The 24389-nt window shown below is 64.0% G+C and carries 24 protein-coding genes; 5 read left to right on the top strand and 19 right to left on the bottom strand.

Annotated features, from left to right (window positions below):
• Positions 1 to 12: 12 nt before the first annotated feature.
• The gene (locus AC1D10_RS00265; RefSeq protein WP_477268054.1) at positions 13 to 903 is read right to left on the bottom strand and encodes a LysR family transcriptional regulator; all 891 of its coding nucleotides are present in this window, start codon (positions 901 to 903) and stop codon (positions 13 to 15) included.
• A gap of 96 nt (positions 904 to 999) precedes the next feature.
• On the opposite strand from AC1D10_RS00265, the gene AC1D10_RS00260 reads away from it, so the two are divergent.
• On the top strand, positions 1000 to 1995 hold the full coding sequence (locus tag AC1D10_RS00260; protein ID WP_477268052.1) for an aldo/keto reductase: 996 nt from the start codon (positions 1000 to 1002) through the stop codon (positions 1993 to 1995).
• Positions 1996 to 2033: 38 nt separating this feature from the next.
• Here the strand turns inward: AC1D10_RS00260 and AC1D10_RS00255 are convergent, their stop codons facing one another.
• The 6 genes from AC1D10_RS00255 to rpmI all read right to left on the bottom strand — a co-directional run bounded on the left by AC1D10_RS00255 (position 2034) and on the right by rpmI (position 7384).
• Positions 2034 to 2636: a nucleotidyltransferase family protein gene (locus AC1D10_RS00255; protein WP_477268050.1), complete on the bottom strand. Its 603-nt coding sequence runs from the start codon at positions 2634 to 2636 to the stop codon at positions 2034 to 2036.
• A 39-nt stretch (positions 2637 to 2675) separates the two neighbouring features.
• Positions 2676 to 5084, bottom strand: coding sequence for a phenylalanine--tRNA ligase subunit beta (gene pheT / locus AC1D10_RS00250; RefSeq protein ID WP_477268047.1), 2409 nt, complete (start codon positions 5082 to 5084; stop codon positions 2676 to 2678).
• Entirely contained in the window at positions 5081 to 5503 is a 423-nt protein-coding gene (locus AC1D10_RS00245) for a GFA family protein (protein ID WP_379101142.1), read from the bottom strand. Before AC1D10_RS00245 ends, pheT begins: the two co-directional genes overlap by 4 nt.
• Positions 5500 to 6597: a phenylalanine--tRNA ligase subunit alpha gene (pheS, locus tag AC1D10_RS00240; protein WP_477268045.1), complete on the bottom strand. Its 1098-nt coding sequence runs from the start codon at positions 6595 to 6597 to the stop codon at positions 5500 to 5502. The genes AC1D10_RS00245 and pheS overlap by 4 nt, the downstream gene beginning before the upstream one ends.
• A gap of 144 nt (positions 6598 to 6741) precedes the next feature.
• Positions 6742 to 7143 carry a 50S ribosomal protein L20 gene (gene rplT / locus AC1D10_RS00235; protein ID WP_023672281.1) on the bottom strand — a complete coding sequence of 134 codons (402 nt, stop codon included), beginning with the start codon at positions 7141 to 7143 and terminating at the stop codon, positions 6742 to 6744.
• 37 nt (positions 7144 to 7180) lie between these two features.
• Complete coding sequence (rpmI, locus tag AC1D10_RS00230; RefSeq protein WP_006201248.1) at positions 7181 to 7384, bottom strand: 50S ribosomal protein L35; 204 nt, start codon at positions 7382 to 7384, stop codon at positions 7181 to 7183.
• Between the two features lie 263 nt (positions 7385 to 7647).
• On the opposite strand from rpmI, the gene AC1D10_RS00225 reads away from it, so the two are divergent.
• Positions 7648 to 8634, top strand: a complete 987-nt coding sequence (locus AC1D10_RS00225) for a Gfo/Idh/MocA family protein (RefSeq protein WP_477268043.1) — start codon at positions 7648 to 7650, stop codon at positions 8632 to 8634.
• 83 nt (positions 8635 to 8717) lie between these two features.
• On the top strand, positions 8718 to 10376 hold the full coding sequence (locus AC1D10_RS00220) for an FAD-binding dehydrogenase (RefSeq protein ID WP_477268041.1): 1659 nt from the start codon (positions 8718 to 8720) through the stop codon (positions 10374 to 10376).
• A 20-nt stretch (positions 10377 to 10396) separates the two neighbouring features.
• On the opposite strand, the gene AC1D10_RS00215 is transcribed toward AC1D10_RS00220, so the two are convergent.
• The 7 genes from AC1D10_RS00215 to bcoG all read right to left on the bottom strand — a co-directional run bounded on the left by AC1D10_RS00215 (position 10397) and on the right by bcoG (position 18124).
• A complete protein-coding gene (locus tag AC1D10_RS00215; RefSeq protein ID WP_477268039.1) occupies positions 10397 to 11332 on the bottom strand; it encodes an alpha/beta hydrolase in 936 nt (311 codons plus the stop codon).
• Between the two features lie 16 nt (positions 11333 to 11348).
• A complete protein-coding gene (locus AC1D10_RS00210; protein WP_477268037.1) occupies positions 11349 to 12131 on the bottom strand; it encodes a carnitinyl-CoA dehydratase in 783 nt (260 codons plus the stop codon).
• Positions 12124 to 14202 (bottom strand): acetate--CoA ligase family protein, encoded by a 2079-nt coding sequence (locus tag AC1D10_RS00205; protein ID WP_477268035.1) that lies wholly within the window; start codon positions 14200 to 14202, stop codon positions 12124 to 12126. The genes AC1D10_RS00210 and AC1D10_RS00205 overlap by 8 nt, the downstream gene beginning before the upstream one ends.
• An 84-nt stretch (positions 14203 to 14286) precedes the next feature.
• Positions 14287 to 15450, bottom strand: coding sequence for an acyl-CoA dehydrogenase family protein (locus AC1D10_RS00200; RefSeq protein WP_477268033.1), 1164 nt, complete (start codon positions 15448 to 15450; stop codon positions 14287 to 14289).
• Positions 15451 to 15454: 4 nt separating this feature from the next.
• Positions 15455 to 16558: a carnitine 3-dehydrogenase gene (locus tag AC1D10_RS00195; RefSeq protein ID WP_477268031.1), complete on the bottom strand. Its 1104-nt coding sequence runs from the start codon at positions 16556 to 16558 to the stop codon at positions 15455 to 15457.
• Entirely contained in the window at positions 16555 to 17184 is a 630-nt protein-coding gene (locus tag AC1D10_RS00190) for an HD domain-containing protein (protein ID WP_477268029.1), read from the bottom strand. Before AC1D10_RS00190 ends, AC1D10_RS00195 begins: the two co-directional genes overlap by 4 nt.
• 22 nt (positions 17185 to 17206) lie before the next feature.
• A complete protein-coding gene (bcoG, locus tag AC1D10_RS00185; RefSeq protein WP_477268026.1) occupies positions 17207 to 18124 on the bottom strand; it encodes a 3-dehydrocarnitine:acetyl-CoA trimethylamine transferase BcoG in 918 nt (305 codons plus the stop codon).
• A 134-nt stretch (positions 18125 to 18258) separates the two neighbouring features.
• On the opposite strand from bcoG, the gene AC1D10_RS00180 reads away from it, so the two are divergent.
• Entirely contained in the window at positions 18259 to 19242 is a 984-nt protein-coding gene (locus tag AC1D10_RS00180) for a GlxA family transcriptional regulator (RefSeq protein ID WP_477268024.1), read from the top strand.
• On the opposite strand, the gene AC1D10_RS00175 is transcribed toward AC1D10_RS00180, so the two are convergent.
• From AC1D10_RS00175 to xylA, 4 genes are all read right to left on the bottom strand, one after another.
• Positions 19220 to 19984, bottom strand: a complete 765-nt coding sequence (locus AC1D10_RS00175; RefSeq protein ID WP_477268022.1) for a TIGR01458 family HAD-type hydrolase — start codon at positions 19982 to 19984, stop codon at positions 19220 to 19222. The two genes, AC1D10_RS00180 and AC1D10_RS00175, sit on opposite strands and share 23 nt — an antisense overlap.
• A gap of 60 nt (positions 19985 to 20044) precedes the next feature.
• Positions 20045 to 20248 (bottom strand): hypothetical protein, encoded by a 204-nt coding sequence (locus tag AC1D10_RS00170; protein ID WP_457151085.1) that lies wholly within the window; start codon positions 20246 to 20248, stop codon positions 20045 to 20047.
• A 173-nt stretch (positions 20249 to 20421) separates the two neighbouring features.
• Entirely contained in the window at positions 20422 to 20796 is a 375-nt protein-coding gene (locus AC1D10_RS00165; protein ID WP_477269778.1) for a GNAT family N-acetyltransferase, read from the bottom strand.
• A gap of 276 nt (positions 20797 to 21072) precedes the next feature.
• Positions 21073 to 22398 carry a xylose isomerase gene (gene xylA / locus AC1D10_RS00160; RefSeq protein ID WP_477268020.1) on the bottom strand — a complete coding sequence of 442 codons (1326 nt, stop codon included), beginning with the start codon at positions 22396 to 22398 and terminating at the stop codon, positions 21073 to 21075.
• A 112-nt stretch (positions 22399 to 22510) separates the two neighbouring features.
• Here xylA and AC1D10_RS00155 point away from each other — a divergent pair, with 112 nt between their 5' ends.
• Positions 22511 to 22873 carry a nuclear transport factor 2 family protein gene (locus AC1D10_RS00155; RefSeq protein WP_477268017.1) on the top strand — a complete coding sequence of 121 codons (363 nt, stop codon included), beginning with the start codon at positions 22511 to 22513 and terminating at the stop codon, positions 22871 to 22873.
• Between the two features lie 38 nt (positions 22874 to 22911).
• On the opposite strand, the gene xylB is transcribed toward AC1D10_RS00155, so the two are convergent.
• Complete coding sequence (xylB, locus tag AC1D10_RS00150; protein ID WP_477269776.1) at positions 22912 to 24366, bottom strand: xylulokinase; 1455 nt, start codon at positions 24364 to 24366, stop codon at positions 22912 to 22914.
• Positions 24367 to 24389: the final 23 nt, after the last annotated feature.

Below are 24389 nucleotides of genomic sequence, written 5' to 3'. Positions count from 1 at the left end.
GGTGGTCGCGGCTCATCCGCTCACCTTGAAAAAGTCGACGAAGGCCCTGAGCGCCGGCCGCATCTGGCGGCGGCTGGGATAGTAGACGAAGAACCCGTCGAAGGGCGGGCACCAGTCCTCCAGCACGCGGATCAGTCGGCCGTCGGCGAGCGGCGTGCCGACATATTCCTCGAAGACGAAGGCGAGCCCGGCACCATCGACGGCCGCCCGGGCGATCAGATGGTCCTCGTCGAGGACAAGCGGTCCCTGCACGGCCATCTCGATCGCCTCGCCGCCCTTCTCGAACTCCCACTGGTAGAGGATGCCACTGGAGAAGCGGAAGCGAATGCAGCGATGATCGGCAAGGTCGCGCGGATGATGCGGTCTCGGCATGGCCGCGAAATAGGATGGCGCGCCGACCACCGCGCCGCGAATGTCCGGCCCTATGCGCACGGCGATCATGTCGCGCTGCAGGCTCTCGCCGAGCCGCACACCGGCATCGAAACCGCCCTCGACGACATCGGTGAAGCGGTCCTCGATGACGATCTCCAGCACAATATCGGGATAGGCCGCGGCAAAGGCGCCGAGCCGTGGCGTCAGCACCAGATGTGCTGCCGTGCGCGGCACGCTGAGCCGCAGATTCCCGGCCGGCCGGTCGCGCGACTCGACCGCCGTCTCCAGAGCCAGGTCGATCTCGGAAAGGGCCGGCCGCAGCCGCTCCAAGAGTTGCGCGCCTTCTTCCGTCGGCGCGACGCTGCGGGTGCTGCGCGCCAGCAGCCGCACGCCGAGCCGCGCTTCCAGGCTGGAGACCGCATGGCTGACCGCCGATGGCGCGATGGCCAATTCCCTGGCCGCGCCGCGAAAGCTGCCGCATTGGGCAACGGTTGCCAGCACCGCCAGTTGGGAGAGATGCGCTCGGTTCATTGATCTATTTTTTGGAACAGCCCGTGCAAATGAGAGACGATTATCGAACAGAAAGCAAGGCGCTATCTCTGTCGCATCAGAACAAGGAGATGCCTGATGCGAACCCGCAAGCTAGGAACTGAATTGAACGTCTATCCCGTCGGCCTCGGCTGCATGGGCATGAGCTTCGTCTATGGCGGCCAGCCGGAGGCCGAGGCGATCGCCACGTTGCACCGCGCCGTCGACATCGGCGTCAATTTCTTCGATACGGCGGAAGTCTATGGCCCCTACGAGAACGAGATCCTGCTCGGCAAGGCGCTGAAGTCGGTTCGTGACAAGGTGACCATCGCCACCAAATTCGGCTTCAAGATCTTGGAGGAAGGCACCGGCATCGACCGGATGGCCGGCGTCGACAGCCGTCCCGAGCACGTCAAAGCCGTCGCCGAGGCCTCGCTGAAGCGGCTCGGCACCGATGTCATCGATCTCTACTACCAGCACCGCGTCGACCCCAACGTGCCGATCGAGGATACGGTCGGCGCCATGGCCGAACTGGTTCGCGAGGGCAAGGTGCGCGCGCTTGGCCTGTCGGAGGCGAGTGCCACTACCATACGCCGGGCGCATGCCGTGCATCCGATATCGGCTGTGCAGAGCGAATACTCGCTGTGGAGCCGCGATCCGGAAGACGAGGTGTTCGCCGTCTGCCGCGAACTCGGCATCGGCTTTGTCCCCTACAGCCCGCTCGGCCGTGGTCTTTTGACCGGCACCATCGCCAAACCCGAAGCTTTGAGCGACGGCGACTGGCGGCGTGGCCTGCCGCGCTTCCAGGCCGACGCCATGGCCGCTAATGCCGCTGTCATCGCCACGCTGGAGAAGACGGCGGCTGAAAAGGGCGTGACCTCGGCGCAGCTGGCGCTGGCCTGGGTGCTGCACCAGGGCGATTTCATCGTGCCGATCCCCGGCGCGCGAAAAATCCGCCATCTCGAGCAGAACACGGCGGCGGCCGCGATCGAGCTGAGCGCGGCTGAGGTGCAAGCCATCGGCGATGCGCTGTCGCCGGATAAGGTCACTGGCAAGCGCTACACCGAGGAGTTGTTGGCGCTGGTCAATGGGTGAACCTGCCTTCACCCTCCCTACAAGGGGAGGGTGAACATTCACCAAGGCAGAACCGTAATCTCCGGCCAGTTGGCCTTCGCGCGGGCACCCTTCGTCTGGTGCGTCTGCCGGTTGTCCATCGCCCGGTTCGGGTTGATGCGAAACGAGAAGATGTCGTCGAGGCCGAACGGCGCAACGAGGTCAAGCTGCCCTTCCACGTCGAAGCGGACGCCGACCGCGTGGGTTTTGGAGGCGAAGTGGCGGACCGAGTCGCTGGAACTCGTGTAGCGCGGGCACGGTTGTCCGAACTTCAGGGGATACCAGAGATGAACCCGCGCCTGATTGCGAATTTCGACCGGCAGCGGCAGCCCCGCAAAGACCGGAGCGGCAGCAGCAATCACGCCGTCCTCGGCCTCATATGACAGGTCGCTCTCATCGAAATAGAACAGGTCGACATCCTTGATGCCGTAACCCAATGGCTTACCCGTCAGATGGTTCCAGACGGCATTGTAGAGCGCGCCGGAAACCAGCAGCCAGTCGGGCAAGGCAAGACGACGCGCCCTACCCAGGGCGTCACTCAGCAACGCATCTCTCGACACGATGTCGAGAAACGCCGCACGTTTTGCTTCGAACGGCAGGCCGGAATAGCGCAAATGGTCCATCACCCTTTGGAGGGCGATTCGCCGCTTGCCCGCAATACCTCAAGTCCTGAGCACGCCACCCGTCTGCTTGCCGACATTCTCGACGATGCGCCTGGCCAGAGCCTCGAAATCCTCATCGGTCAGGGTCTTCTCGACCGGCTGGATCGACACCTCGATGGCGATCGACTTCTTGCCCTCGCCGAGCGATGCGCCTTCGAAGATATCGAAGACCGAAACGCCTGATATCAGCTTCTTGTCGGCGGCCAACGCAGCACGGATCAGCGTTCCGGCCTCGACCGTCCTGTCGACGACGAAGGCGAAATCGCGCTTCACCGCCTGGAAGGCGGAGAGTTCCAGCTTCGGCTTGGTTTTCGTTGGCTTGGCCTTCGGCTCCGGCACGGCATCGACGAACACTTCGAAGCCGCAGAGCGGTCCGGAGACATCGAGGCCCTCAAGCGTCTTCGGATGGAACTCGCCGAAGGTGCCGAGCACGGTTTTCGGGCCGAGCTTGATCGTGCCGGAGCGGCCGGGATGATACCAGGCCGGACCGCCGGCCTCGACCTGCAATCGGTCGACCGGCGCACCGCAGGCTTCGAGTGCGGCGATCGCATCGGCCTTGGCGTCGAACACGCCCACGGTGCCTGAATTGCCGGCCCAATTGCGGCCTGAGCCGTCGAGTTTGGCCGTCCCGCGCCGCACGCCGGCGGCCACGCGCCGCTGCTGGTCGGCGCCGTCGCCCTCATAGGTGCCCGACACTTCGAACAGGGCGACGTCGCCGATGCCCCTGTCGGCATTGCGCTGGGCAGCGGCGATCAATCCCGGCAGCAGCGACGGCCGCATGTCGGACATGTCGGCGGCGATCGGGTTGGCGAGCTTCAGCGCCGTCTGGCCGCCGCCGAACAGTTCGGCGTGCCTTGCCGGAATGAACGACCAGGTGACGGCCTCCATCATGCCACGCACGGCGAGCGCGCGCTTGGCGGTGCGGGTGCGGACCTGCAGCGTGGTGAGGATTTTTGCATTGACCGCGTCATGCGCACCGAGCGGCTGCGGCGCGATGTTGTCGACGCCGTGGATGCGCATCACCTCTTCGACCAGGTCGGCCTTGCCATCCACATCGGGACGCCAGGACGGAACCTTCACATCGATGACATCGCCCGAGCCCTGCGGCTCGAAGCCGAGGCGCGACAGGATGTCGAGGCTTTCCGCTTTGGGCACCTCGATGCCGGTCAGCCGCTTCACTTCCGAAAGCGGGAAGGAAACGATCTTCCCGATATGACCGGCATAGCCGGCCACCTCGATTTCCGTCGGCGTGCCGCCGCAGAAATCGAGCACCAGCCTGGTCGCCAGTTCAACGCCGGGCACCATGAATTCAGGATCGACGCCGCGCTCGAAGCGGTAGCGTGCGTCGGTGATGATGCCGAGGGTGCGGCCGGTGCGGGCGGTGGTGATCGGATCCCAAAGGGCCGATTCGATCAGCACGTCTGACGTGTTCTCGTCGCAGCCCGAATGCTCGCCGCCCATGATGCCGGCGATCGACTCGACGCCGTCCTCGTCAGCGATGACGCATATCTCCGGGGTCAGCGTGTATTCGCGGCCGTCGAGCGCCTGTACCTTTTCGCCATCGCGCGCACGCCGCACGGTCAGATTGCCGGCAACCTTCTTGGCGTCGAACACATGCAGCGGCCGGCCGCGGTCGAAGGTGACGTAGTTGGTGATGTCGACCAGCGCGCTGATCGGCCTCAACCCAATGGCGATCAGCCGCTGCTGCAGCCATTTCGGCGACGGGCCGTTCTTGACGCCACGCACCAGCCGCAACGCAAAGCCCGGGCAGAGTTCAGGCGCTTCGATCGTCACCTTGACCGGCGTCTCGCCAGTGCCGGGGATCGCTCCGATCGCAGCGCTCTTCAATGTACCAAGCCCGCTCGCCGCCAGATCCCTGGCGATACCGTAGACGCTGGTCGCATCCGGCCGGTTGGGCGTCAGGTTGATCTCGACGAGCGGATCGTCGAGATGCGCATAGCTGGCGAAGCTGGTGCCGACAGGCGCATCGGCCGGCAGATCGATGATGCCGTTGTGCTCGTCGGAAAGCTCCAGTTCGCGCTCGGAACACATCATGCCATGGCTTTCGACGCCTCTGATCTTGCCGACCGTCAGCGTCACGTCGATGCCGGGCACATAGGTGCCGGGCGCGGCAAAGGCGCCGATCAGGCCCGCGCGCGCGTTGGGTGCCCCGCACACCACTTGCACCGGCGCCTTGCCGTCGCCGGTGTCGACGGTAAGCACCCGCAGCCGGTCGGCATCAGGGTGCTGCACAGCGGTCAGCACCTTGGCGATGACGAACGGTTTCAAGCTCGACTTGTCGTCGACATGCTCGACTTCGAGGCCGATCGAGGTCAGCCGCTCGACGATCTCGTTGAGCGAGGCGTCGGTCTCGAGGTGATCCTTGAGCCAGGAGAGGGTGAATTTCATTGAACTGTTCCGTCTGGTCTTTTGACGCTTGTTTTCAGATGTCTAGGCAAGTCGTCGGACATGTGCACGAAGGGAAGCTGCTCGCTCACATAGGCATGCAGCGTCGGCCTGAAATCGGCCGGCATGTCCATGGCGCCGAGCATGAAATAGATGTCGTCCTCCAGCCGCTCGTCGACATAGGCGATGGGCGAGCCGCAGACGCCGCAGAACGAGCGCGTCACCGGCCCGTTCTCGTACATCTTCAGCGCCTTGCCGGTGAACGCGACCTGATCGACCAGGAAGCCGACAAAGGCCGACACCGGCGCGCCGCTCGCCCGCCGGCAATCGCCGCAATGGCAATAGCTGACGTGATGCGGTTCGGCCGAGGCCTCGAACCGCACGGCGCCGCAGCGACAGCCGCCGGCGTGGGGCGCTGTCATGCGCTCAGACCTCCGAACAGCGTCGGCATGTCGAGCGGCCTGAAACCGTAATGCGACAGCCAGCGGACGTCGGCATCAAAGAAGGCGCGCAGATCCGGCATGCCGTATTTCAGCATGGCGATGCGGTCGATGCCCATGCCCCAGGCAAAGCCCTGATATTCGTCGGGGTCGAGCCCGCCATGGCGCAGCACATTGGGATGCACCATGCCGCAGCCGAGGATCTCCATCCAGTCGGAGCCTTCGCCGAAGCGCACTTCGCCGGGTCTGGAGCGGTCGCACTGGATGTCGACCTCAAGGCTGGGTTCGGTGAACGGGAAGAAGGACGGCCGAAAGCGCATCTTGACCGAGGGCACTTCGAAGAAGGCCTTGCAGAATTCCTCAAGCACCCACTTCATGTTGGCGACATTGGCCGTCTTGTCGATCACCAGCCCCTCGACCTGATGGAACATCGGCGAATGGGTGGCATCCGAGTCCTGCCGGTAGGTTTTTCCAGGAATGACGATGCGGATTGGCGGCTTCTTCGTCTCCATGGTGCGGATCTGCACCGGCGACGTGTGGGTGCGCAAAAGCTTGCGCTCGCCCTTCTCGTCCGGCTGGAAGAAGAAGGTGTCGTGCATCTCGCGCGCCGGATGGCCTTCCGGGAAATTAAGCGCGGTGAAGTTGTAGTAATCGCTCTCGATATCCGGACCTTCGGCTATGGAGAAACCGAGGTCGCCGAAGATCGCCGCGATTTCGTCGATGACCTGGCTGATCGGATGGATGCGGCCGCGCTCGGCCGGCGACTGCCGCACCGGCAACGTCACGTCGACCTTTTCGGCGGCCAGGCGGGTGGTGATCGCCACGTCCTTCAGCTCGAGCTTGCGGGCCGTCAGCGCCTCGGTGACACGGTTCTTGAGGCCGTTGATAACAGGGCCCTTGAGCTGGCGCTCCTCGGCGGTCATGGCGCCAAGCGTCTTCAGCATCTCGGACACAGTGCCCTTCTTGCCGAAGGCAGCGATGCGCACGGCCTCGATGGCCGGTTCATCGGCGGCCGACGCGATGTCGGCAAGCAACGAGGCTTCCAGGGCTTCAAGATTTCCAGCAGTGGCGTTCACGGCGAAGCTCTCTCGATTTGGCGACCGACACCATTTGGGTTCGTCGTCACCATTTTGGTTACATCAGGCATAAGAAAACCCGCGCCAGCCGTGCCAGCGCGGGTTCCCCAAATCAGAATTTCGAATGCTTGGGAAGCGCTGGTCTTAGGCGACAGCGCTTTCAAAAGCATTCGGCGTGGTGTTCTTCAGATATTCGAGCGCGACCTTGGCCTTGGCCACCAGTGCGGCGAAAGCCTGCGGCTCATGGATGGCCATGTCCGACAGGATCTTGCGGTCGATCTCGATGCCCGACTTGTTGAGGCCGTCGATGAAGCGGCCATAGGTCAGGCCGTGCTCGTGCGTCGCGGCGTTGATGCGCTGGATCCACAGCGCACGGAACGAGCGCTTGCGGTTCTTGCGGTCGCGGTACGCGTACTGCATCGACTTTTCCACCGCCTGCTTGGCGATGCGGATGGTATTCTTGCGGCGGCCGTAGAAGCCTTTCGCGGCTTTCAGGACCTTCTTGTGCTTGGCGTGCGAGGTGACGCCTCTCTTTACGCGTGCCATGTCATGATCTCCTTAAAACGTGTCCGGACCGAATGCCTTAGAGGCCGTTCGGCAGAAAATTCTTGATGACCTTCTTGCCATCCGGTTCAGCCAGAACCATCGTGCCGCGGGCATTTCGAATGAACTTGTTGGAACGCTTGATCATGCCGTGACGCTTGCCGGCCGCAGCCGACAGGACTTTACCCGTACCTGTGATCTTGAACCGCTTTTTGGCGGCGGATTTGGTCTTCATCTTGGGCATTTTGCTACTCCGTATTGTTGGCGCACTATCGCGCTTCTTGTTCGCTTCGGGCCGACCAAAGCCCGAAAAGCAAATGAAACCGCCACGGCATGCCCTGCCGGGCGGTTTTCTTGAACGGCGGTCCTATACGTCAAAGCAGGCGGCTGTGCAACACCCACTGCGCCGCTCCACACTTCGTGGGGCGAGGAAACCTGGCACCCGCATTGGCTTTTCGGCCGATTTCGGGCAAACCTCGTCGCCTGTAATCGCTATGGAGAAGCCTGATGTTCCGATGGGGTGTGTTGTCGACGGCCAAGATCGGCCGCGAGCATTTGTTGCCGGCAATGGTCGAGGCGGAGAATGGCGTTCTGTCGGCGATCGCCAGCCGCGACCTATCGAAGGCCAAGGCACTGGCCGAACGCTTCGGCGCGCGCCACGCCTTCGGCTCCTATGAGGACCTGCTCGCCTCCAGCGAGGTCGACGGCGTCTACATCCCGCTGCCGACTTCCCAGCACGTAGAATGGACGGCCAAGGCCATCGAGGCCGGCAAGCATGTGCTGGTCGAAAAGCCGCTGGCGCTCGACGCCAAGGACATTCTCCCCTTGATCAAACTGCGCGATGCCAAGAAAGTGCTGGTCTGCGAGGCCTTCATGGTCATCTACCACCCGCAATGGATCAAGGTGCGCGACCTCATCGCCAGTGGCGCCATCGGTCGGCTGCGGCATGTGCAGGGCGCGTTCTCCTATTACAACGTCGACCCCAACAACATGCGCAACCAGCTCGATCTCGGCGGCGGCGCGCTGCCCGACATCGGCGTCTATCCGACAGTCTCGACGCGCTTTTCCACGGGCAAGGAGCCGCTGCGCGTGCAGGCGACGATCGAGCGCGACAAGAAATTCGGCACCGACATCTACTCCTCGATCCGTGCCGATTTCGGCGACTTCGAGCTGTCGTTCTACCTGTCGACGCAGATGGCGGCGCGCCAGGTGATGGTGTTCCATGGCGAGAAGGGATTCATCGAAGTGTTCTCGCCCTTCAACGCCGGCCTCTACGACCATCACCGCGTCGAATTGCACAACCAGAACCACACCGAAGCGCAAGTGTTCCGCTTCCCCGGCACGCAGCAATACCGCCTGGAGGTCGAGACCTTTGCGCGGGCAGCGCAGGGCGGCAAGGAACGCGTCTTCACGCTGGAGGAGTCCGTGCTCAACCAGAAGGTCATCGACGCCATCTTCCGCGCCGGCGGCAAGGACGGTTGGGAGGCCGTCTAGCCCTTTGTTTGACGCAATTCCGGACGGAAAGCCATTTCACACGTTTTCTGGAATTGATTCAGCCGGCTAATGGGGGAGAAAAGATGGCTGACGATGCGGATGTGATCATTGTCGGCGCCGGCATTGCCGGGCTGGTTGCCGCCGCCGAGCTAGCCGAGGCCGGCAACAAAATCATCATCGTCGACCAGGAGCCGGAACAGTCGCTCGGCGGCCAGGCGTTCTGGTCGTTCGGTGGCCTCTTCCTCGTCGATTCGCCCGAGCAGCGGCGCATGCGCATCCGCGATTCGCATGATCTGGCGCTCGAGGACTGGCTGGGCACAGCCGCTTTCGATCGCCCTGAGGATCTGTGGCCGCGTCGATGGGCCGAGGCCTATGTCGGCTTTGCCGCCGGCGAGAAACGCTCCTGGCTCATGCAGCGTGGCATAAAGTTCTTTCCCGTCGTCGGCTGGGCCGAGCGCGGCGGCGGCAATGCCGTCGGCCACGGCAATTCGGTGCCGCGCTTCCACATTACCTGGGGCACCGGGCCCGGCGTGCTTGAACCCTTCGTCCAGCGCGTCCGCGAAGCCGAGAAAAGCGGGCTGATCCGCTTCAAATTCCGATACCGCGTTAACGAATTGACCCGCACGGGTGCCACCGTCGACGGCGTGCGCGGCGACATCTTGCAGCCGAGCCCCGTTGAGCGCGGCCAAAAGAGCTCGCGCGACATATCAGGCGATTTCGAGCTCAAGGCGCAGGCGGTGATCGTCGCCTCCGGCGGCATCGGCGCCAACCATCAGCTTGTCCGGCAAAACTGGCCGCAGCGGCTGGGCGCGGCACCGAAGCGCATGATCACCGGCGTGCCTGACCATGTCGACGGCCGCATGCTGGCGATCACCGAAGCGGCTGGTGGCTCGATCATCAACCGCGATCGCATGTGGCACTATGTCGAGGGCATCAAGAACTGGGCGCCGATCTGGACCGACCATGCAATCCGCATCCTGCCTGGCCCGTCATCGCTGTGGCTCGATGCCAGGGGCAAGCGCCTGCCGGTGCCGCTCTATCCGGGCTTCGACACGCTGGGCACGCTCAGCCACATCATGAGTACCGGCTTCGACTATTCCTGGTTCATCCTGACCAAAAAGATCATCCAGAAGGAGTTCGCCCTGTCGGGTTCCGAGCAGAACCCCGACCTGACCGGCAAGAGCTGGCGCCAGGTGCTCGGCCGCGCCACATCGGGCATTCCGGCTCCGGTGAAGGCGTTCATGGAGAAGGGTGAGGATTTTGTCGTTGAGGCGGACCTGCCAACGCTGGTCGCCCGCATGAACGCGCTGGCCGGCGGCGAGTCGCTGCTCGAACTCGCAACGGTCGAGCGCGAGATCCGTGCCCGCGACCGGCAGCTCGACAATCCGTTCTCCAAGGACATGCAGATCACCGCTCTGCGCGGCGCCCGCGCCTATCTCGGCGACCGGCTGATCCGCACGGCAAAACCGCACAAGATGCTCGACCCGGCAAACGGCCCGCTGATTGCGGTGCGCCTCAACATCCTGACCCGCAAGACGCTGGGCGGCCTGCAGACCGATCTCGACAGCCGCGTGCTGGGCGCCGACGGCCAGCCGGTCGCGGGGCTCTTTGCCGTCGGCGAAGCCGCCGGATTCGGCGGCGGCGGCGTACATGGCTATGCCGCACTCGAAGGCACGTTCCTCGGCGGCTGCATCTTTTCCGGCCGCAGCGCCGGCCGGGCGGCGGCTGCCTCGGTGCAATAAGCTCGAACCGTCAGGCTATGTCAGAGCCAGATACCCTGCCCAAGGGCAGATACCGCCTCGACGATCCGCGTAAAGCTGGCGCGGGCGCGGCCGACCGTGTGCCGTGCTCTCAGATAGCCGTGCACCAGCCCAGCTTCCTCGAACCAATATGCCCGTCCGCCCGCGGCGATGACGCTGTCGCGATAGGCTTCGCCGTCGGACGACAGCGGGTCGCACTCGGCAGTGATCAGCACCGTCGGCGGCAGGTTGGAAAAGTCGCTGTCGGCAAGCGGGGCCAGCGTCACATCGCCACTGCGATCCTGACCGCCGGTGCGGATGTACTTGTAGAATTCGAGATCGCGCACGGTCAGCATCGGCGCCTCGGCATGCCTAACATAGGATCCCTTTGAGCGGTCGCCGCCGAGACCGGGATAGATCAGCATTTGGCCGATCGGCCTTTTCGCGCGATGGCGCGTCGCATGGCTGACGGCAGCGGCCAGATTGCCGCCGGCGCTGTCACCGCAGAGCACGATAGGGTGGGAGCGGGTGGTAGTGGCCCATTCGAAGGCGCTCATCACGTCGTCGAAAGCCGCCGGATGCAGGTGTTCCGGCGCCAGCCGGTAGTCGACCGAGATCACCTCAAAGCCGGTGCGGGCGCAGAGCTCGGCACAGACATCGTCATGGCTGTCCAGACCGCCGAGGATAAAGCCGCCACCATGGAAATAGAGCACCGTCGTCTCTGCCTGCGGCGCGGTTCGGTAGACGCGGATCGGGATGGCGTGCGTGGGCGTTGCAATGGCGGAGGTCTCGACCGCAACGCCGTCGGGATAGCCGGCGAAGAACTCGCGGCACATGCGGTCATAGATTTCGCGCTGCTGTGCGATCGTGTAGTCGATCGTATCGGGCGGATAATAGGAATTGGTCCGCTCGATGAACGCCCAGGTCTCGGCGTCGATGAGGGTTCTGTAGTCGGTCATGGGAGCCGGCCTGCCGCTACTTCCCCTTCCACATAGGCTCGCGCTTTTCGGCGAAAGCACGAAAACCCTCCATATTGTCCTCGGAGCCATAGAGGGCATCGACGGTCGGCAGCTGGCGGCGCGTGACCTTGTTCATCGCGTCCTGGAAGGTGAGCGCTTCGGCTACGCGCGCCGTCTCCTTGATGGCGGCAAACACCAGCGGCGGGCCGCCGGCGAGCAGCCGGGCGACCTCCCAGACGCGGTCCTCGAGCTGCTCCTTGGGCAGCACTTCGTTGACCAGGCCCCACCGATGCGCCTCGGCGACATCCATCCAGCGGCCGGTGAGCAAAAGGTCCATGGCGACATGGTAGGGGATGCGCTTCGGCAGCTTGATCGTCGCCGCATCGGCCAGGGTGCCGGCGCGGATTTCAGGCAGCGCGAAGGAAGAATGATCGGAGGCGTAGATAAGGTCGCAGGACAGCGCCAATTCGAAGCCGCCGCCGACCGCCATGCCGTTGACGCAGGCAATGACCGGCTTGTTGAGGTCGCGCAGTTCCTGCAGGCCGGCGAAGCCGCCTACACCATAGTCGCCGTCGACCGCATCGCCGCCGGCCGCGGCCTTGAGATCCCAGCCGGCGCAGAAGAACTTGTCGCCGGCGGTCTTGACGATGGCGACGCGCAACTCCGGATCGTCGCGGAACGCCTTGAAGGTTTCGCCCATCAGCCGCGAGGTCTTCAGGTCGATGGCGTTGGCCTTGGGCCGGTCGAGCGTGACCTCGAGGATGGTGCCCTCGCGGCGGGTCGAGATGACGTCAGACATTCTTCTTGTCTCCCAGCACCAGCAGCGCGTCGGCGATCCAGGCGCCCTTGCCTTCGGTGCAGACGATCAGCGGGTTGATGTCGAGTTCCTCGATCTCGCCGGCATTCGTCTGCACGAAGGCGGCAATGCCCGAGATTGCGTCGATGGCCGCGGCGACGTCGGCTTTCGGCCGGCCACGATAGCCTTCGAGCAGCGGGAACAGTTTGAGGCCGCGCAACGCGGCCTCGATGTCGTCGCGGGTTGCCGGCAGCATCAGCGTGACGCTGTCGCGCAGCAGCTCGACCAGCACGCCGCCGGTGCCCAGCGTCATCACCGCGCCGAACATCGGATCGCGGGTGAAGCCGACGATCAGTTCGGCGACACCATCGCGCACCATGCGCTCGACATAGAGGCCGGTGCCGAGCGGCAGCAGGTCATGCGCCGCCGTGCTGACGGATTCGGCATCCTTGAGGTTGAGCCGGACAGCACCAACCTCGGATTTATGGGTGACGCCCAACGCCTTCAGCGCCACCGGAAAGCCGAGCGCCATCGACGAGATCACCGCCTCGACCGCGTTGGCGGCGCGTTCGCCCTTGGGCACCGGCAGGCCGGCCTTGATCAGCCGCGATTTCGCCTCGGCCTCGTCAGGCGTTATGTGGTCACCGCCGGGCGCGCCGGAGGCGGACGTGTCGATCGGCTGCGCCTGCGGCTCGCGCCACGCCCAGCCGATGAAGGCAGCCGCCTGGGCGGCGTCCATCGCTTCGGAAATGCCGAACAACGGCACCATGCCACGCGCCATCAGCCCGGCAGTGTATTCCTCCGGCAGGTTTTCCGGCAGCGAGGACACGATCGCGCCCTGCGCCTTGTTGGTCTTCAGCGCCGATTCGAAGGCGCGCAGCGTCGCCCACCAGTCTGTGTCCGAGCAGCGGTCGGGGCGCGGGAAGTCGAGCACCAGCATGTTGAGGTCGAAGCTGCCCGACACCATGGCGGTGAAAGTGGCGGTCATCGCCGGCTCGTTGTTCCAGATGAAGGTGTGGTAGTCGAGCGGATTGGCCACCGCGACCAGCGGTCCGAGCGTCGATTTGACATGGGCGCGGTGCGTGCCGGTCAGTTCAGGGAAATTGACCCAGCGGCCTTCGGCACTGTCGGCCATGACAGATGCCTCGCCGCCCGAGCAGCTCATCGACGACAGACGATAGCCGGGCAGGGGTCCGGTGACGTGCAGCAGCTTCAGCGCCTCGATGAAAGCGGGGATCGAATCGACGCGGGCGATGCCCAGCCGCCTCAGGAAGGCGCCTGACGCCGCGTCCGAGCCGGCCAGCGAGGCGGTGTGCGAGACAGTCGCCTGTCGGGCCTGTTCCGAGCGGCCGACCTTCATGGCGATGATCGGCTTCTTCAGCTCGCGGGCTCGCGCCGCCAATCGCTCGAAGCCGGCTACCGAGTCAAAAGCCTCGATATGCAGGCCGAGCGACGTGACCCGCTCGTCCTCGATCAGGCCGAGCGCCATTTCGGACAGGCCGGTCTGCGCCTGGTTGCCGGCGGTCATCAGAAAGGCGATCGGCAGGCCGCGCTTCTGCATCGTCATGTTGATGGCGATGTTGGACGACTGTGTGATGATGGCGACGCCTTTGCCGCCCTCGGCCAGCCTGATGCCGCCATGCTGGTCCGGCCACAGGAGCGCGCCGTCGGCATAGTTGATCAGGCCATAGCAATTCGGCCCGATGATCGGCATCGAGCCGGCAGCAGCGACCAGTTCGCCCTGCAGCCGCTCGCCATCATCGTCATAGGCCTCGGTCTCGAGAAACCCGGCGGCAAAGCAGACGGCACCGCCGGCGCCACGCTCGGCCAGCGCCTTGATCACCTCGATGGTCAGGTGCCGATTGACCCCGACAAAGGTAGCGTCCGGGGCGCCGGGCAGATCGGCCACCGAACGATAGGCCTTGCGGCCGGCGACCTCGTCCTTGGTCGGGTGCACCGGCCAGATTTCGCCGGCAAAGCCCATCTTGATCGACTGAGCGACGACGGCCGCAGCCTGCGCGCCACCGAAGACGGCGATCGACTTCGGCCGCAGGAGACGTTCGAGTTTATGCATGTTCACTTTCTCGTTGGAGCATGATCTCAGGACAAACGAGATCGTTTGTCCGAGAAAACCGGATACCATCTTTCGGGATCATGCTCAGGCTCCAAACGGGCGCAGCAGCGCCCGCGAAATGATATGGCGCTGGATCTCGGACGTGCCTTCCCAGATGCGTTCGACGCGCGCGTCGCGCCAGATGCGCTCCAGCGGCAGGTCGTCCATCAGCCCCATGCCGCCATGGACCTGGATCGCTTCATCGGCGACGAAGGCAAGCATTTCGGTGGCCTTCAGCTTGGCCATGGCCATGTCCTGATCGGTGACGGTGCCCTGATCGTACTTCCAGCCGGCCTCGAACACCATCAGATCTGCGGCCTTCAGTTCGGTCGCCATGTCGGCGAGCTTGAACGACACGCCCTGGAACTTGCCGATCTGCTGGCCGAACTGCTGGCGCTGCGCGGCATATTCGACGGCATGGCCCAGCGCCCGCTCGGCGCGGCCGAGACAGGTGGCACCGACCTGCAGGCGCGTTGCACCGAGCCAGGAATTGGCGACGTCAAATCCCTTGTGAACCTCGCCAAGGACCTGGCTTGCAGGAAGCCGGCAATCGTCGAATTCGAGGATGGCGTTGGTGTAGCCGCGATGCGAGACGTTGCGATAGCCGTCGCGCACGGCAAAGCCCTTGGTCCCCTTGTCGACGAAGAAGGCGGTGATCTTCTTGCGCTTGCCACGCGGCGAATCCTCCTCGCCCGAGGCCATGAAGACGATGGCGAAGTCGGCGAGATCGGCATGGCTGATGAAATGCTTGGTGCCGTTCAGGACCCAGTCGCCGCCGTCCTGCACGGCGGTGGCCTTCATGCCGCGCAGGTCCGACCCGGCGCCCGGCTCGGTCATCGCCAGGCAGTCCCATTTCTCGCCACGGATGCAGGGGAACAGATACTTTTCGCGCTGCTCGGGCGTTCCGGCCAAAAGGATGTTGGAGGGCCGCGCTACGCAGGTCCAGTGCAGCGCATAGTTGGCGCGGCCGAGTTCCTTTTCGTAGAGCAGCCAGGTCACCGTATCCAAGCCCGCGCCGCCGACGTCTGCCGGCATATTGGCGGCGTATAGGCCGGCTTCGATCGCCTTGGCCTTGATCTCCTCGATCAGCTCGCGGCGCAGCACGCCGGTGCGTTCCACCTCGCGTTCATGCGGGTAAAGCTCGTTCTCGACGAAGGCACGCGTCGTCTCGACGATGAGCTTCTGTTCCTCCGACAGCCCGAAGTCCATGGAGTCAGCCTTTCTTCTTGCCGGGTTTCTTCTTCGGCTTTTCGGCTTTCTTCACCGGCTTGCCCGCCTTGGCCTTCTCGGCCGCCTTGGAGGCGGTCGGCTTCTTCGCCGCCAGCTTGGCCAGCTGCTTGGTATAGTCCTTGTGCAAGGCGCCGGCGCCCCAGCCCTTGCCTTTGTTCTGTTTCGACAGCGCGTCCATGATCGCGACCAGATTGTCGTCGCGGATCTTTTCCAGTTCGCGGATCGACAGGCCATGCGCCTGGTCGTCGGACTGCGCGGCGATCAGGTCGACCAGCTCGTCGTTGAACTCCGGCACATCCATCAGCTTGGTCCATGGCCACTTAAGGCACGGGCCGAACTGCGCCATGAAGTGGCGCATGCCCGCCTCGCCGCCGGCGACGCGATAGACCTGGAACATGCCCATCTGCGCCCAGCGCAGGCCGAAGCCGTAGCGCATGATGTCGTCGAGTTCCTCGACCGTGCAGATACCGTCCTTGATCAGCCACAGCGCCTCGCGCCATGCGGCTTCGAGGAGGCGGTCGCCGACGAAAGCCTCGATCTCCTTGCGGATGACGACAGGCTTCATGCCGATCGAGGCATAGATCTCCTTGGCGACTTCGATTGCCTCGGGAAAGGTCTGCTCGCCGCCGACGATCTCGACCAGCGGCAAGAGATAGACCGGGTTGAACGGATGGCCGACGACCAGCCGCTCCGGATGCTTCTTCATCGCCACCTGCATGTCGGTCGGCTTGATGCCGGAGGTCGACGAGCCGACAATGGCGTTGGCCGGCGCATGGGCGTCGATCTCGGCCAGCACGCGGTGCTTGAGGTCGAGCCGTTCCGGCACGCTTTCCTGGATGAAATCGGCATCGGCCACCGCCTCGGCGATGGTCTTGGCAAAGGTCAGCCTGCCCTCTTTCGGCAGACCGCCGGGCACCATCTGCTTGTAGGCGCGGCGCGCGCCCTTCATCACTTCGCTGACCTTGCGCGACGCCTCGGGATCGGGATCGAAGATCGACACGTCAATGCCGTTGAGCAGCAGCCGCGCCACCCAGCCGGCGCCGATGACACCGCCACCGATGGCGGCTGCCTTGTTGATAATGCTCATGCGGAAGCTCCGGTTCTTGTCGTGGCGGTTGTGGGATCGATGAGGGGCACGCGCTCGCCGGCGCGAATCACAGCAGGGTCGTAGGCCTTGCGGGCAAAGACTTCGAGCACGAAGGGCCGAAAGAATTCGATCGGCAGCGTGTCATAGTCGGGGTCGAAGCTCGACTGGTCCCAGCGTTCGCAGAACTGGTCGCAGTCGCCGAAATAGGCATGGCCGGCGAAGCGATCGCGGGCGTGGCGGTTGCCGCCGAGATGATGGGCATAATAGAGCCGCTGGAAGTCGCCGTGCTTCTCCACCACCCAGGTGCATTGCTCGCGCACGAAGGGCTTCAGGATTGAAGCGGCGTACTCATCGTGATTGTAGGGTGCGTAGATGTCGCCGATGTCGTGCAAAAGCGCGCAGGCGATCCAGTCGGTGTCCGCGCCATCGCGCCAGGCGCGCGTCGCCGCCTGCAGCGAATGGCCGAGCCGGGTGATCTTGTAGCCGGACAGCCCCTCATCGAGCTGGACCAGCGCGGCGAGCAGCCGCTCGCCGGTTCGGGCCGCGTAGTCGATTTCATGCGCGGTCAGGAACTCGTAGTCGTCCCGGTCGCCATCCTTCATCGCGGTGAATTTTACTGTTGCCATGCCGACCTCCCAGCACTTCGGTCTAAGCAGCGATGGGCGCCCGCTTGGTCAGGTTCAGCTTCTTGCGCACTTCCTCGGGTCCAAGGATCCTGGCGCCCAGATTGGTGACGATGCTGGCGGCACGCTCGACCAATTGCGCATTTGTCGCTAGCACGCCTTTGTCGAGCCACAGATTGTCTTCCAGCCCGACACGGACATTGCCGCCGGCCAGTACTGCGGCGGCGGCATAGGCCATCTGGTTGCGGCCGATAGCGAAGGCCGACCAGTTCCAGGTCGATGGCACATTGTTGACCATGGCCATGAAGGTGTTGAGGTCATCAGGCGCGCCCCACGGCACGCCCATGCAGAGCTGCACCAGGGCATCCGGGTTGAGTACCTTTTCCTCGACCAGCTGCTTGGCGAACCACAAATGGCCGGTGTCGAAGGCCTCGATCTCCGGCTTGACGCCGAGCGCCGTCATCATGCCGCCCATGGCGCGCAGCATGCCCGGCGTGTTGGTCATGACATAGTCGGCCTCGGCGAAATTCATGGTGCCGCAGTCGAGCGTGCAGATTTCCGGCAGGCACTGGCGCACATGTTCCATGCGGTTGGTGGCGCCGCCCATGTCGGTGCCTTTTTCATTCAGCGGCAACGGCGATTCCGGCGAGCCGAACACCATGTCGCCGCCCATGCCGGCGGTCAGGTTCAGGATGACGTCGACGTCTGCCGCGCGGATGCGCTCGGTCACTTCGCGGTAGAGATGTACGTCGCGCCTGGGCTTGCCGGTTTCGGGGTCACGGACATGGCAGTGGACGATCGCGGCACCCGCCTTGGCCGCGTCGATCGCCGAATCGGCGATCTGCTTGGGCGAGCGCGGCACATGCGGGCTGCGATCCTGCGAACCGCCGGACCCAGTCACGGCACAGGTAATGAAAACCTCACGGTTCATCGCAAGCGGCATCGAAATCCTCCCAATCAAGATTGCCACGCATGTCGCCCAAAAGTGGGAACCGGTTTGGGGACAACGACATGCACAAGAGCTGCCCCAACAATGCCTGACTTGTCGGAAACTGTTTTGCGTTTTACGAAGGGCATATGATCAAAAGCGAAAAACCATCGATCTTTCGCGCCGAGCGCTCGCCGCTCAAGGTGACGCTGCTGGTGTTTTCCGGATCGTCCATCATGTGTGTGGCGTCGGCCGTTGATCCCCTGCGCGCCGCCAACCGCATCTCCGGCGAGACCCTGTTCGATTTCAGGCTGGTCTCGGTGACCGGCGAGGCTCCAGTCACCACCTGCGGCCTGCCGGTGGCGGTCAGTGGCCGCTTCGACGCGGCTGAGCCAACCGACGTTCTTATCGTCGTCGCCGGCTTCGGCACCCAGAACTACGCGACATCGGCGCTGCTTTCAGGCTTGCGCCGGGCGGCACGGACGGCGCGCGCTTGCGGCGGCGTCGAGGCCGGCACCTGGCTGGTTGCGCGGGCCGGCCTGCTGGAAGGGCGCAGCGCCACCACCCATTGGGAAGACATGGAGGATTTTTCGTCGGCCTTCCCCGGCGTCGACGTCCGTCCGGACCGCTATGTCATCGACGGGCCGGTCTTCACTTCGGGCGGTGCCTCGCCGACCTTCGATCTGATGCTGCATCTCATTCGCACCCGCCTTGGCATGGCGGTCGCGCTCGATGTTGCCAGCGTCTTCATCTACGACCAGGCTCGTGCCGCCACCGACGCGCAGCCGCTGGTCTCGCTCGGCCGGCTCGACGGCTACGATCCGCGGCTGGCTCAAGCCATCCGATTGATGGAATCGCACGTCGACCAGCCGCTGACCATAGAAGCGGTGGCAAAACGCGCCGGCGTGACGGCGCGAACGCTGGAGAGCATTTTCCGCAAGTCGATCGGCGAGACGCCGGGTGCCTACTATCTCAGGCTGCGCCTCGGCGCTGCCCGCCGGCTGGTGGTCGATACGCGGGTGGCGATGGCCGATATTGCAGGGCGGACCGGATTTTCGTCCGCCGCGGCGTTTTCCAGAGCGTTTTCGAGAGCTTTTGGCGAGGCGCCAGTCAGAGTACGGCGCGGTTGGTGAGTATCCAGTCGGTCGCGGCGGCGAGGTCATCTACAACAGCCGTGGGCGCCGGATTGAAACGTGTTTCGTCGTTTGGGCGATACTTGCCTGTCCGCACAAGGAGCGCCGCACCAAGCCCGGCGCGCAGCGCGCCGGCGACATCGCTCTCGGCATCGTCGCCGACCATGACCGCATCGGCGGCCGAGCAGTTCATATTGGCAAGCGCCGAAAGAAAGAAGTCCGGCGACGGCTTGCCGAGCACGACAGGGCTTCGGCCACTGGCGAATTCGAGGGCGGCAACGAACGCGCCCGTGTCGAGGCTGAGCAGACCGTCTGCATCCTTGAAGGTGCGATTGGTTGCGAGCGCCACAAAATCGGCGCCGGCCACCAGTTCGCGGAACGCCCGGTTGAGCCTGGCGTGATCGAAGGCTTCGCCTGCATCTCCGACGATGACGGCCCGACCATTTGCGCCGTCGAGTCCGGAAAACTCAGGCTCTAGGTTGGGATGGACGAGCAGATGCGGTGTGAGGCCGTGCCTGCGCAGCCATTCGACGGCGGCACGCGCCGGCGTCAGTAATTCCGCTTCTCCAACCTCGACGCCGAGGGCCGTAAGTTGCGCGATGATTGCCTTGTGTGGTGAGCGAGTAGTGTTGCTGACAAAGCGGAGCGGCAAGCCCGCATTGCGCAGGCGATCGATTGCCGAGACAGCGCCCGCTATCGGGGTGTCGCCATTGTAGACGACACCCAAAAGGTCCAGAAGCACCGCGCGTACCATCGGTGAAGGATGACGAAACAGGCTTCGTTCGTCAAACCACAGGGACCTTCAAGCGACATCGCGGTTTTCGTGGACAATGCGCGAGCGCATGCTCTTGGCCAGCACCGTTTCAAGTCGCGCTGCAACCGCGCGATCCCATTCGTTTGTGCGCTGCGTGCCGTCTTTCGGATGCGGCATTGCCATCAGCCGGTCGATGATCGATCCGGCCTCGCCAGGTGAGAGCAGGGCGTCGATTTCACGTTCGTTTTGCATATCGGTTCGCCTCCTTCTTCCTCTCCGCCACGAGCCAGTCTTATACGAGATACGTGACGGCTGTTTGAAGGCAAGAGCGAGGTTATTGAGGGGCGGCAAAGGGCAAAACCGTGTCGTCGGAGCCGGCCTTGCGCAAAGCCGTTCCTGCGTCTGGCCAGGCCAGCTCGCAGCTTCTACAGCCGCTTCTCGAACAGCACGGTGGTGAAACCGCTGTCCCATTCGTCATCGGGGTAGCGAACCTTCTCGACATAGCCGACAGCTTTGTAGAGCGTCTGGCTGCGCAGGTTGAACGTGTCGGTTTCCAGACGCGCCTGCCCAAATCCGGCGGCACCGATGGCCTGTTCGGCATCGGAAAGCAGCTTGCGGCCGACGCCTTGACCCTGGCGCCACGCTATCACGTGTAGGGCTTCGATGAAGTCTGCGCGCCAATGGATCAGCCCGGCGACGTCGCCGTCGATCTCGGCAACGGCAAATTCCGGCCAGCTCTGGTCGACATAGCGACCGCCAGTATCCGATTCGACGTAGCGCTGCGCCGATTCGTCAGTGATGTGCGGCAGCCATGTGCCTTCGAACGTTTCTTACAGCACCCGCTTCAACGCCGGGATATCGCTTGCCTGCGCCCGACGCACGATGTTTCGATCCTCTGCCACTTTCCGTCTCCTGCCAGCCGCCGCGTGGCCTTTTCGGCGGCGCGGCACCTTGAAGTCGCCCAGGCCGACAAAGGACGTGCGATCTTGGCGGCCTGCGCGAAGTGGCTGACTAGCAGGAGGCTCTTGCCGCGGCTTTCAGCCAGAGATGGTGGATGTCGGTCCAGAGATCGGGTTTCACACGTACCGGTTGACGATGTTTTCCAGCAGTTCCTGGCGGCCCGACCTTGGCTGCGGCTCGATCTTCTTCTTGACCACGCGCTCGGCGATCTCTTCCAGCGTGCGCTTGCCGGCAAGCATCGCCTTGCCCTCAGCCGTGCTCCAGCCAGCATAGCGTTCGGCCAGTGGCGCCGACAGCGCCTTGTCCTCGACCATGCGGGCCGCGGCCTTCAGCCCGCGCGCACAGGAATCCATGCCGCCGATATGACCGATCAGCAGATCCTGCGGATCGAGCGACTGGCGGCGCAGCTTGGCGTCGAAATTGGTGCCGCCAGTCTTGAAGCCCCCGGCCTGCAGAACCTGATAATAAGCCAGCGCCATTTCCGGCACGTTGTTGGGGAACTGGTCGGTGTCCCAGCCCGACTGGTAGTCGTTGCGGTTCATGTCGATCGAGCCGAAAACGCCGAGCGCATTGGCCAGCGCCAGCTCGTGCTCGAAGGAATGGCCGGCCAGGATGGCGTGGCCCTGCTCGATGTTGAGCTTGACCTCCTTCTCCAGTCCGAAGCGCTTGAGGAAGCCGTAGACGGTGGCGACATCGTAGTCGTACTGGTGCTTTGTCGGCTCCTGCGGCTTCGGCTCGATCAGGATGGTGCCCTTGAAGCCTATCTTGTGCTTGTAGTCGACGACGAGGCTGAGGAACCGGCCTGCCTGTTCCTGTTCACGCCCAAGGTCGGTGTTGAGCAGCGTCTCATAACCCTCGCGCCCGCCCCACAGCACATAGTTCTCGCCCTTCAGCCGCTTGGTGACGTCGATGCAGCTTTTCACCGTCGCCGCCGCATAGGCAAAGACATCCGGATCGGGATTGGTGGCCGCCCCCGACATGAAGCGGCGATTGGAGAACAGGTTGGCCGTGCCCCACAACAGCTTGACCCCGGTCTGCTTCATCTTGGCGGCGAAATAGTCTGCGATCTCGTCGAGGCGTGCTGCACTTTCGGAAAAATCGTTGCCCTCCGGCCGCACGTCGGCGTCGTGGAAGCAGAAATAGGGCGCGCCGAGCAGCGAGAACATCTCGAAGGCGACATCGGCCTTCAGCTTTGCCAGCTCCATCGTGTCGATGCCGCCCGCCTTGGGGAACCACGGCCGGTCGAAGGTCTGGCCGCCGAAAGGATCGCCACCCGGCCAGGCGAAGGAATGCCAGTAGGCGACGGCAAAGCGCAGATGATCTTCCAGCCGCTTGCCAGCCACCACCTCATCGGGATCGTAGAACCGGTAGGCCAGCGGATTGGTCGAATCCGGCCCCTCGTATTTGATCTCTTTGATGTCGCCGAAAAAACCGCTGCTCATGATGTTGTCCTCTTTCGAATAGTTCGTCCTGATTACCTCAGGCGTAATTGGTTTCGTTCTTCCGCTGGCCGAAAAGGCTCATGTCAAAACCGTCAAATGAAGGAGACAGACCATGACCGACCTCAACACGATTGCCCAAAGCTACATCAGTGCCTGGAACGAAAGCGACGCGAACCGCCGGGCCGAATTGCTCGAGGCGACCTTCACAGAGGACGTCAGCTATCGCGATCCGCTGATGCAGGGCGACGGCCATGAAGGCGTCGCGGCTCTGATTGACGGCGTGCAGCAGCGTTTCGCCGGCTTCCGGTTCTCGCTGAAGGGCACGCCGGACGGTTTTGCCGACAAGATCCGCTTCTCGTGGAATCTCGGCCCGGAGGGCACTCCCTCCATCATCGAAGGCACCGACATCGGCGTCATCGAGAACGGCCGCCTGAAGAGCGTTACCGGCTTTCTCGACAAGGTGCCGGCACAATAACGCCGTCCTGAAGGGCCGCGACGAGGGTGGGAAACCGCTCACGCCGTGGCCCCTTTGATGGCCGGATACAGCGCCCGGTAGCGTTGATAGGCATCCGTATAGGCGCCGCCCAGGGCTGCGTCCGGTTCGATCGTCGCATCGGTTGCTGGTGCCGTGCAGATGCTGAGCGGATCCGCACCCGTCGCCGCGATCAGCCCAAGTCGCGCCGCGCCAAAGGCAGCGCCGAAATCGCCGTCGGCGGGAATGTCGACGGGCAGGCCAAGCGCGGTGGCGATCGCTTTCAGCCAGTAGCGCGAGCGCGAACCGCCGCCGATCGCCGTCACCCGCGTCAAGGTCGTGCCGGCGGTGGCCAAGGCTTCGAGGCTGTCACGGAAGGCAAAGGCGACGCCTTCGAGCACGGCCTGCGTCAGCACGGCGCGGCTCGATTCATGTGCCAAGCCTGCGAACGCGCCACGAATGGCGGAATCATTGTAAGGCGTGCGCTCGCCCGAGAGATAAGGCAGGAAGGACACACCGCTCGGGGCCTTCAGCGTATCGCCGAGTTCGGCGGTCAACTCACCGGCGCCTTTGCCCGTGATTTCCGCCAGCCAATTCAGCGAATCGGTCGCCGACAGGATGACGCCCATCTGATGCCAGGTGTTCGGGAGCGCGTGGCAGAAGGTGTGGACAGCGCTTGCCGGGTTGGGCAGGTAGGAAGCATTGGCGGCAAACAGCACGCCCGAGGTGCCGAGCGAGACGAAGGCGTGGCCCGCGCCCACCGTGCCCATGCCGCAGGCTGACGCGGCATTGTCGCCGGCGCCGCCAGCGATCGGGATGCCGGCCGGCATGCCCCATTTTGCGGCAAGTTCGGCGCGCAAGGCGCCAGCCTTCTCCGTGCCCTCGACCAACGACGGCATCTGCTTTTCATCGAGCGATGTCGCGGCGAGCAGGTCAGCGCTCCAGTGCCGCTTGCCGACATCGAGCCAGGAGGTGCCGGCCGAATCCGACATTTCCGAAATATGTTCGCCCGAAAGCCAGAGCCGCAGGAAATCCTTCGGCAGCAGCACTTTTGCGACTTTAGCGAAGACAGCGGGTTCGTTGTTCTTCACCCAGGCAAGCTTCGGCGCGGTGAAGCCGGGAAACACGATGTTGCCGGTCAGCCGGCGAAAGCGTGGGTCGGCGTCAAGTGCGGCCGCCTCGGCATGGCTGCGCGTGTCGTTCCACAGGATGCAGGGCCGCAGCACCTTGTCGGTGGAATCGAGCAGGGTCGCGCCATGCATCTGACCCGACAGGCCGATGCCCTTCACCGCGGCAAGCTGCCCTGGATGGGAAGCCTTCAGTTCCGCGATTGCTTCTTCGCAGGCACGTATCCAGTGAGACGGATCCTGTTCCGACCAGCCCGGATGCGGCCGCGATACGTCGAGCGATGCATGGCCGGAGCCGATGACGGTCTGGCCGGCATCGATCAGCAGCGCCTTGACGCCCGACGTGCCCAGATCGAGGCCGAGATACATGTTTTCCTCCCATGCCATTAATT

The organism is Mesorhizobium sp. P2_A8, from assembly GCF_056404935.1.
The sequence above is the reverse complement of the archived record's forward strand: the minus strand, read 5'-3'. Positions and strand labels throughout refer to the sequence as shown.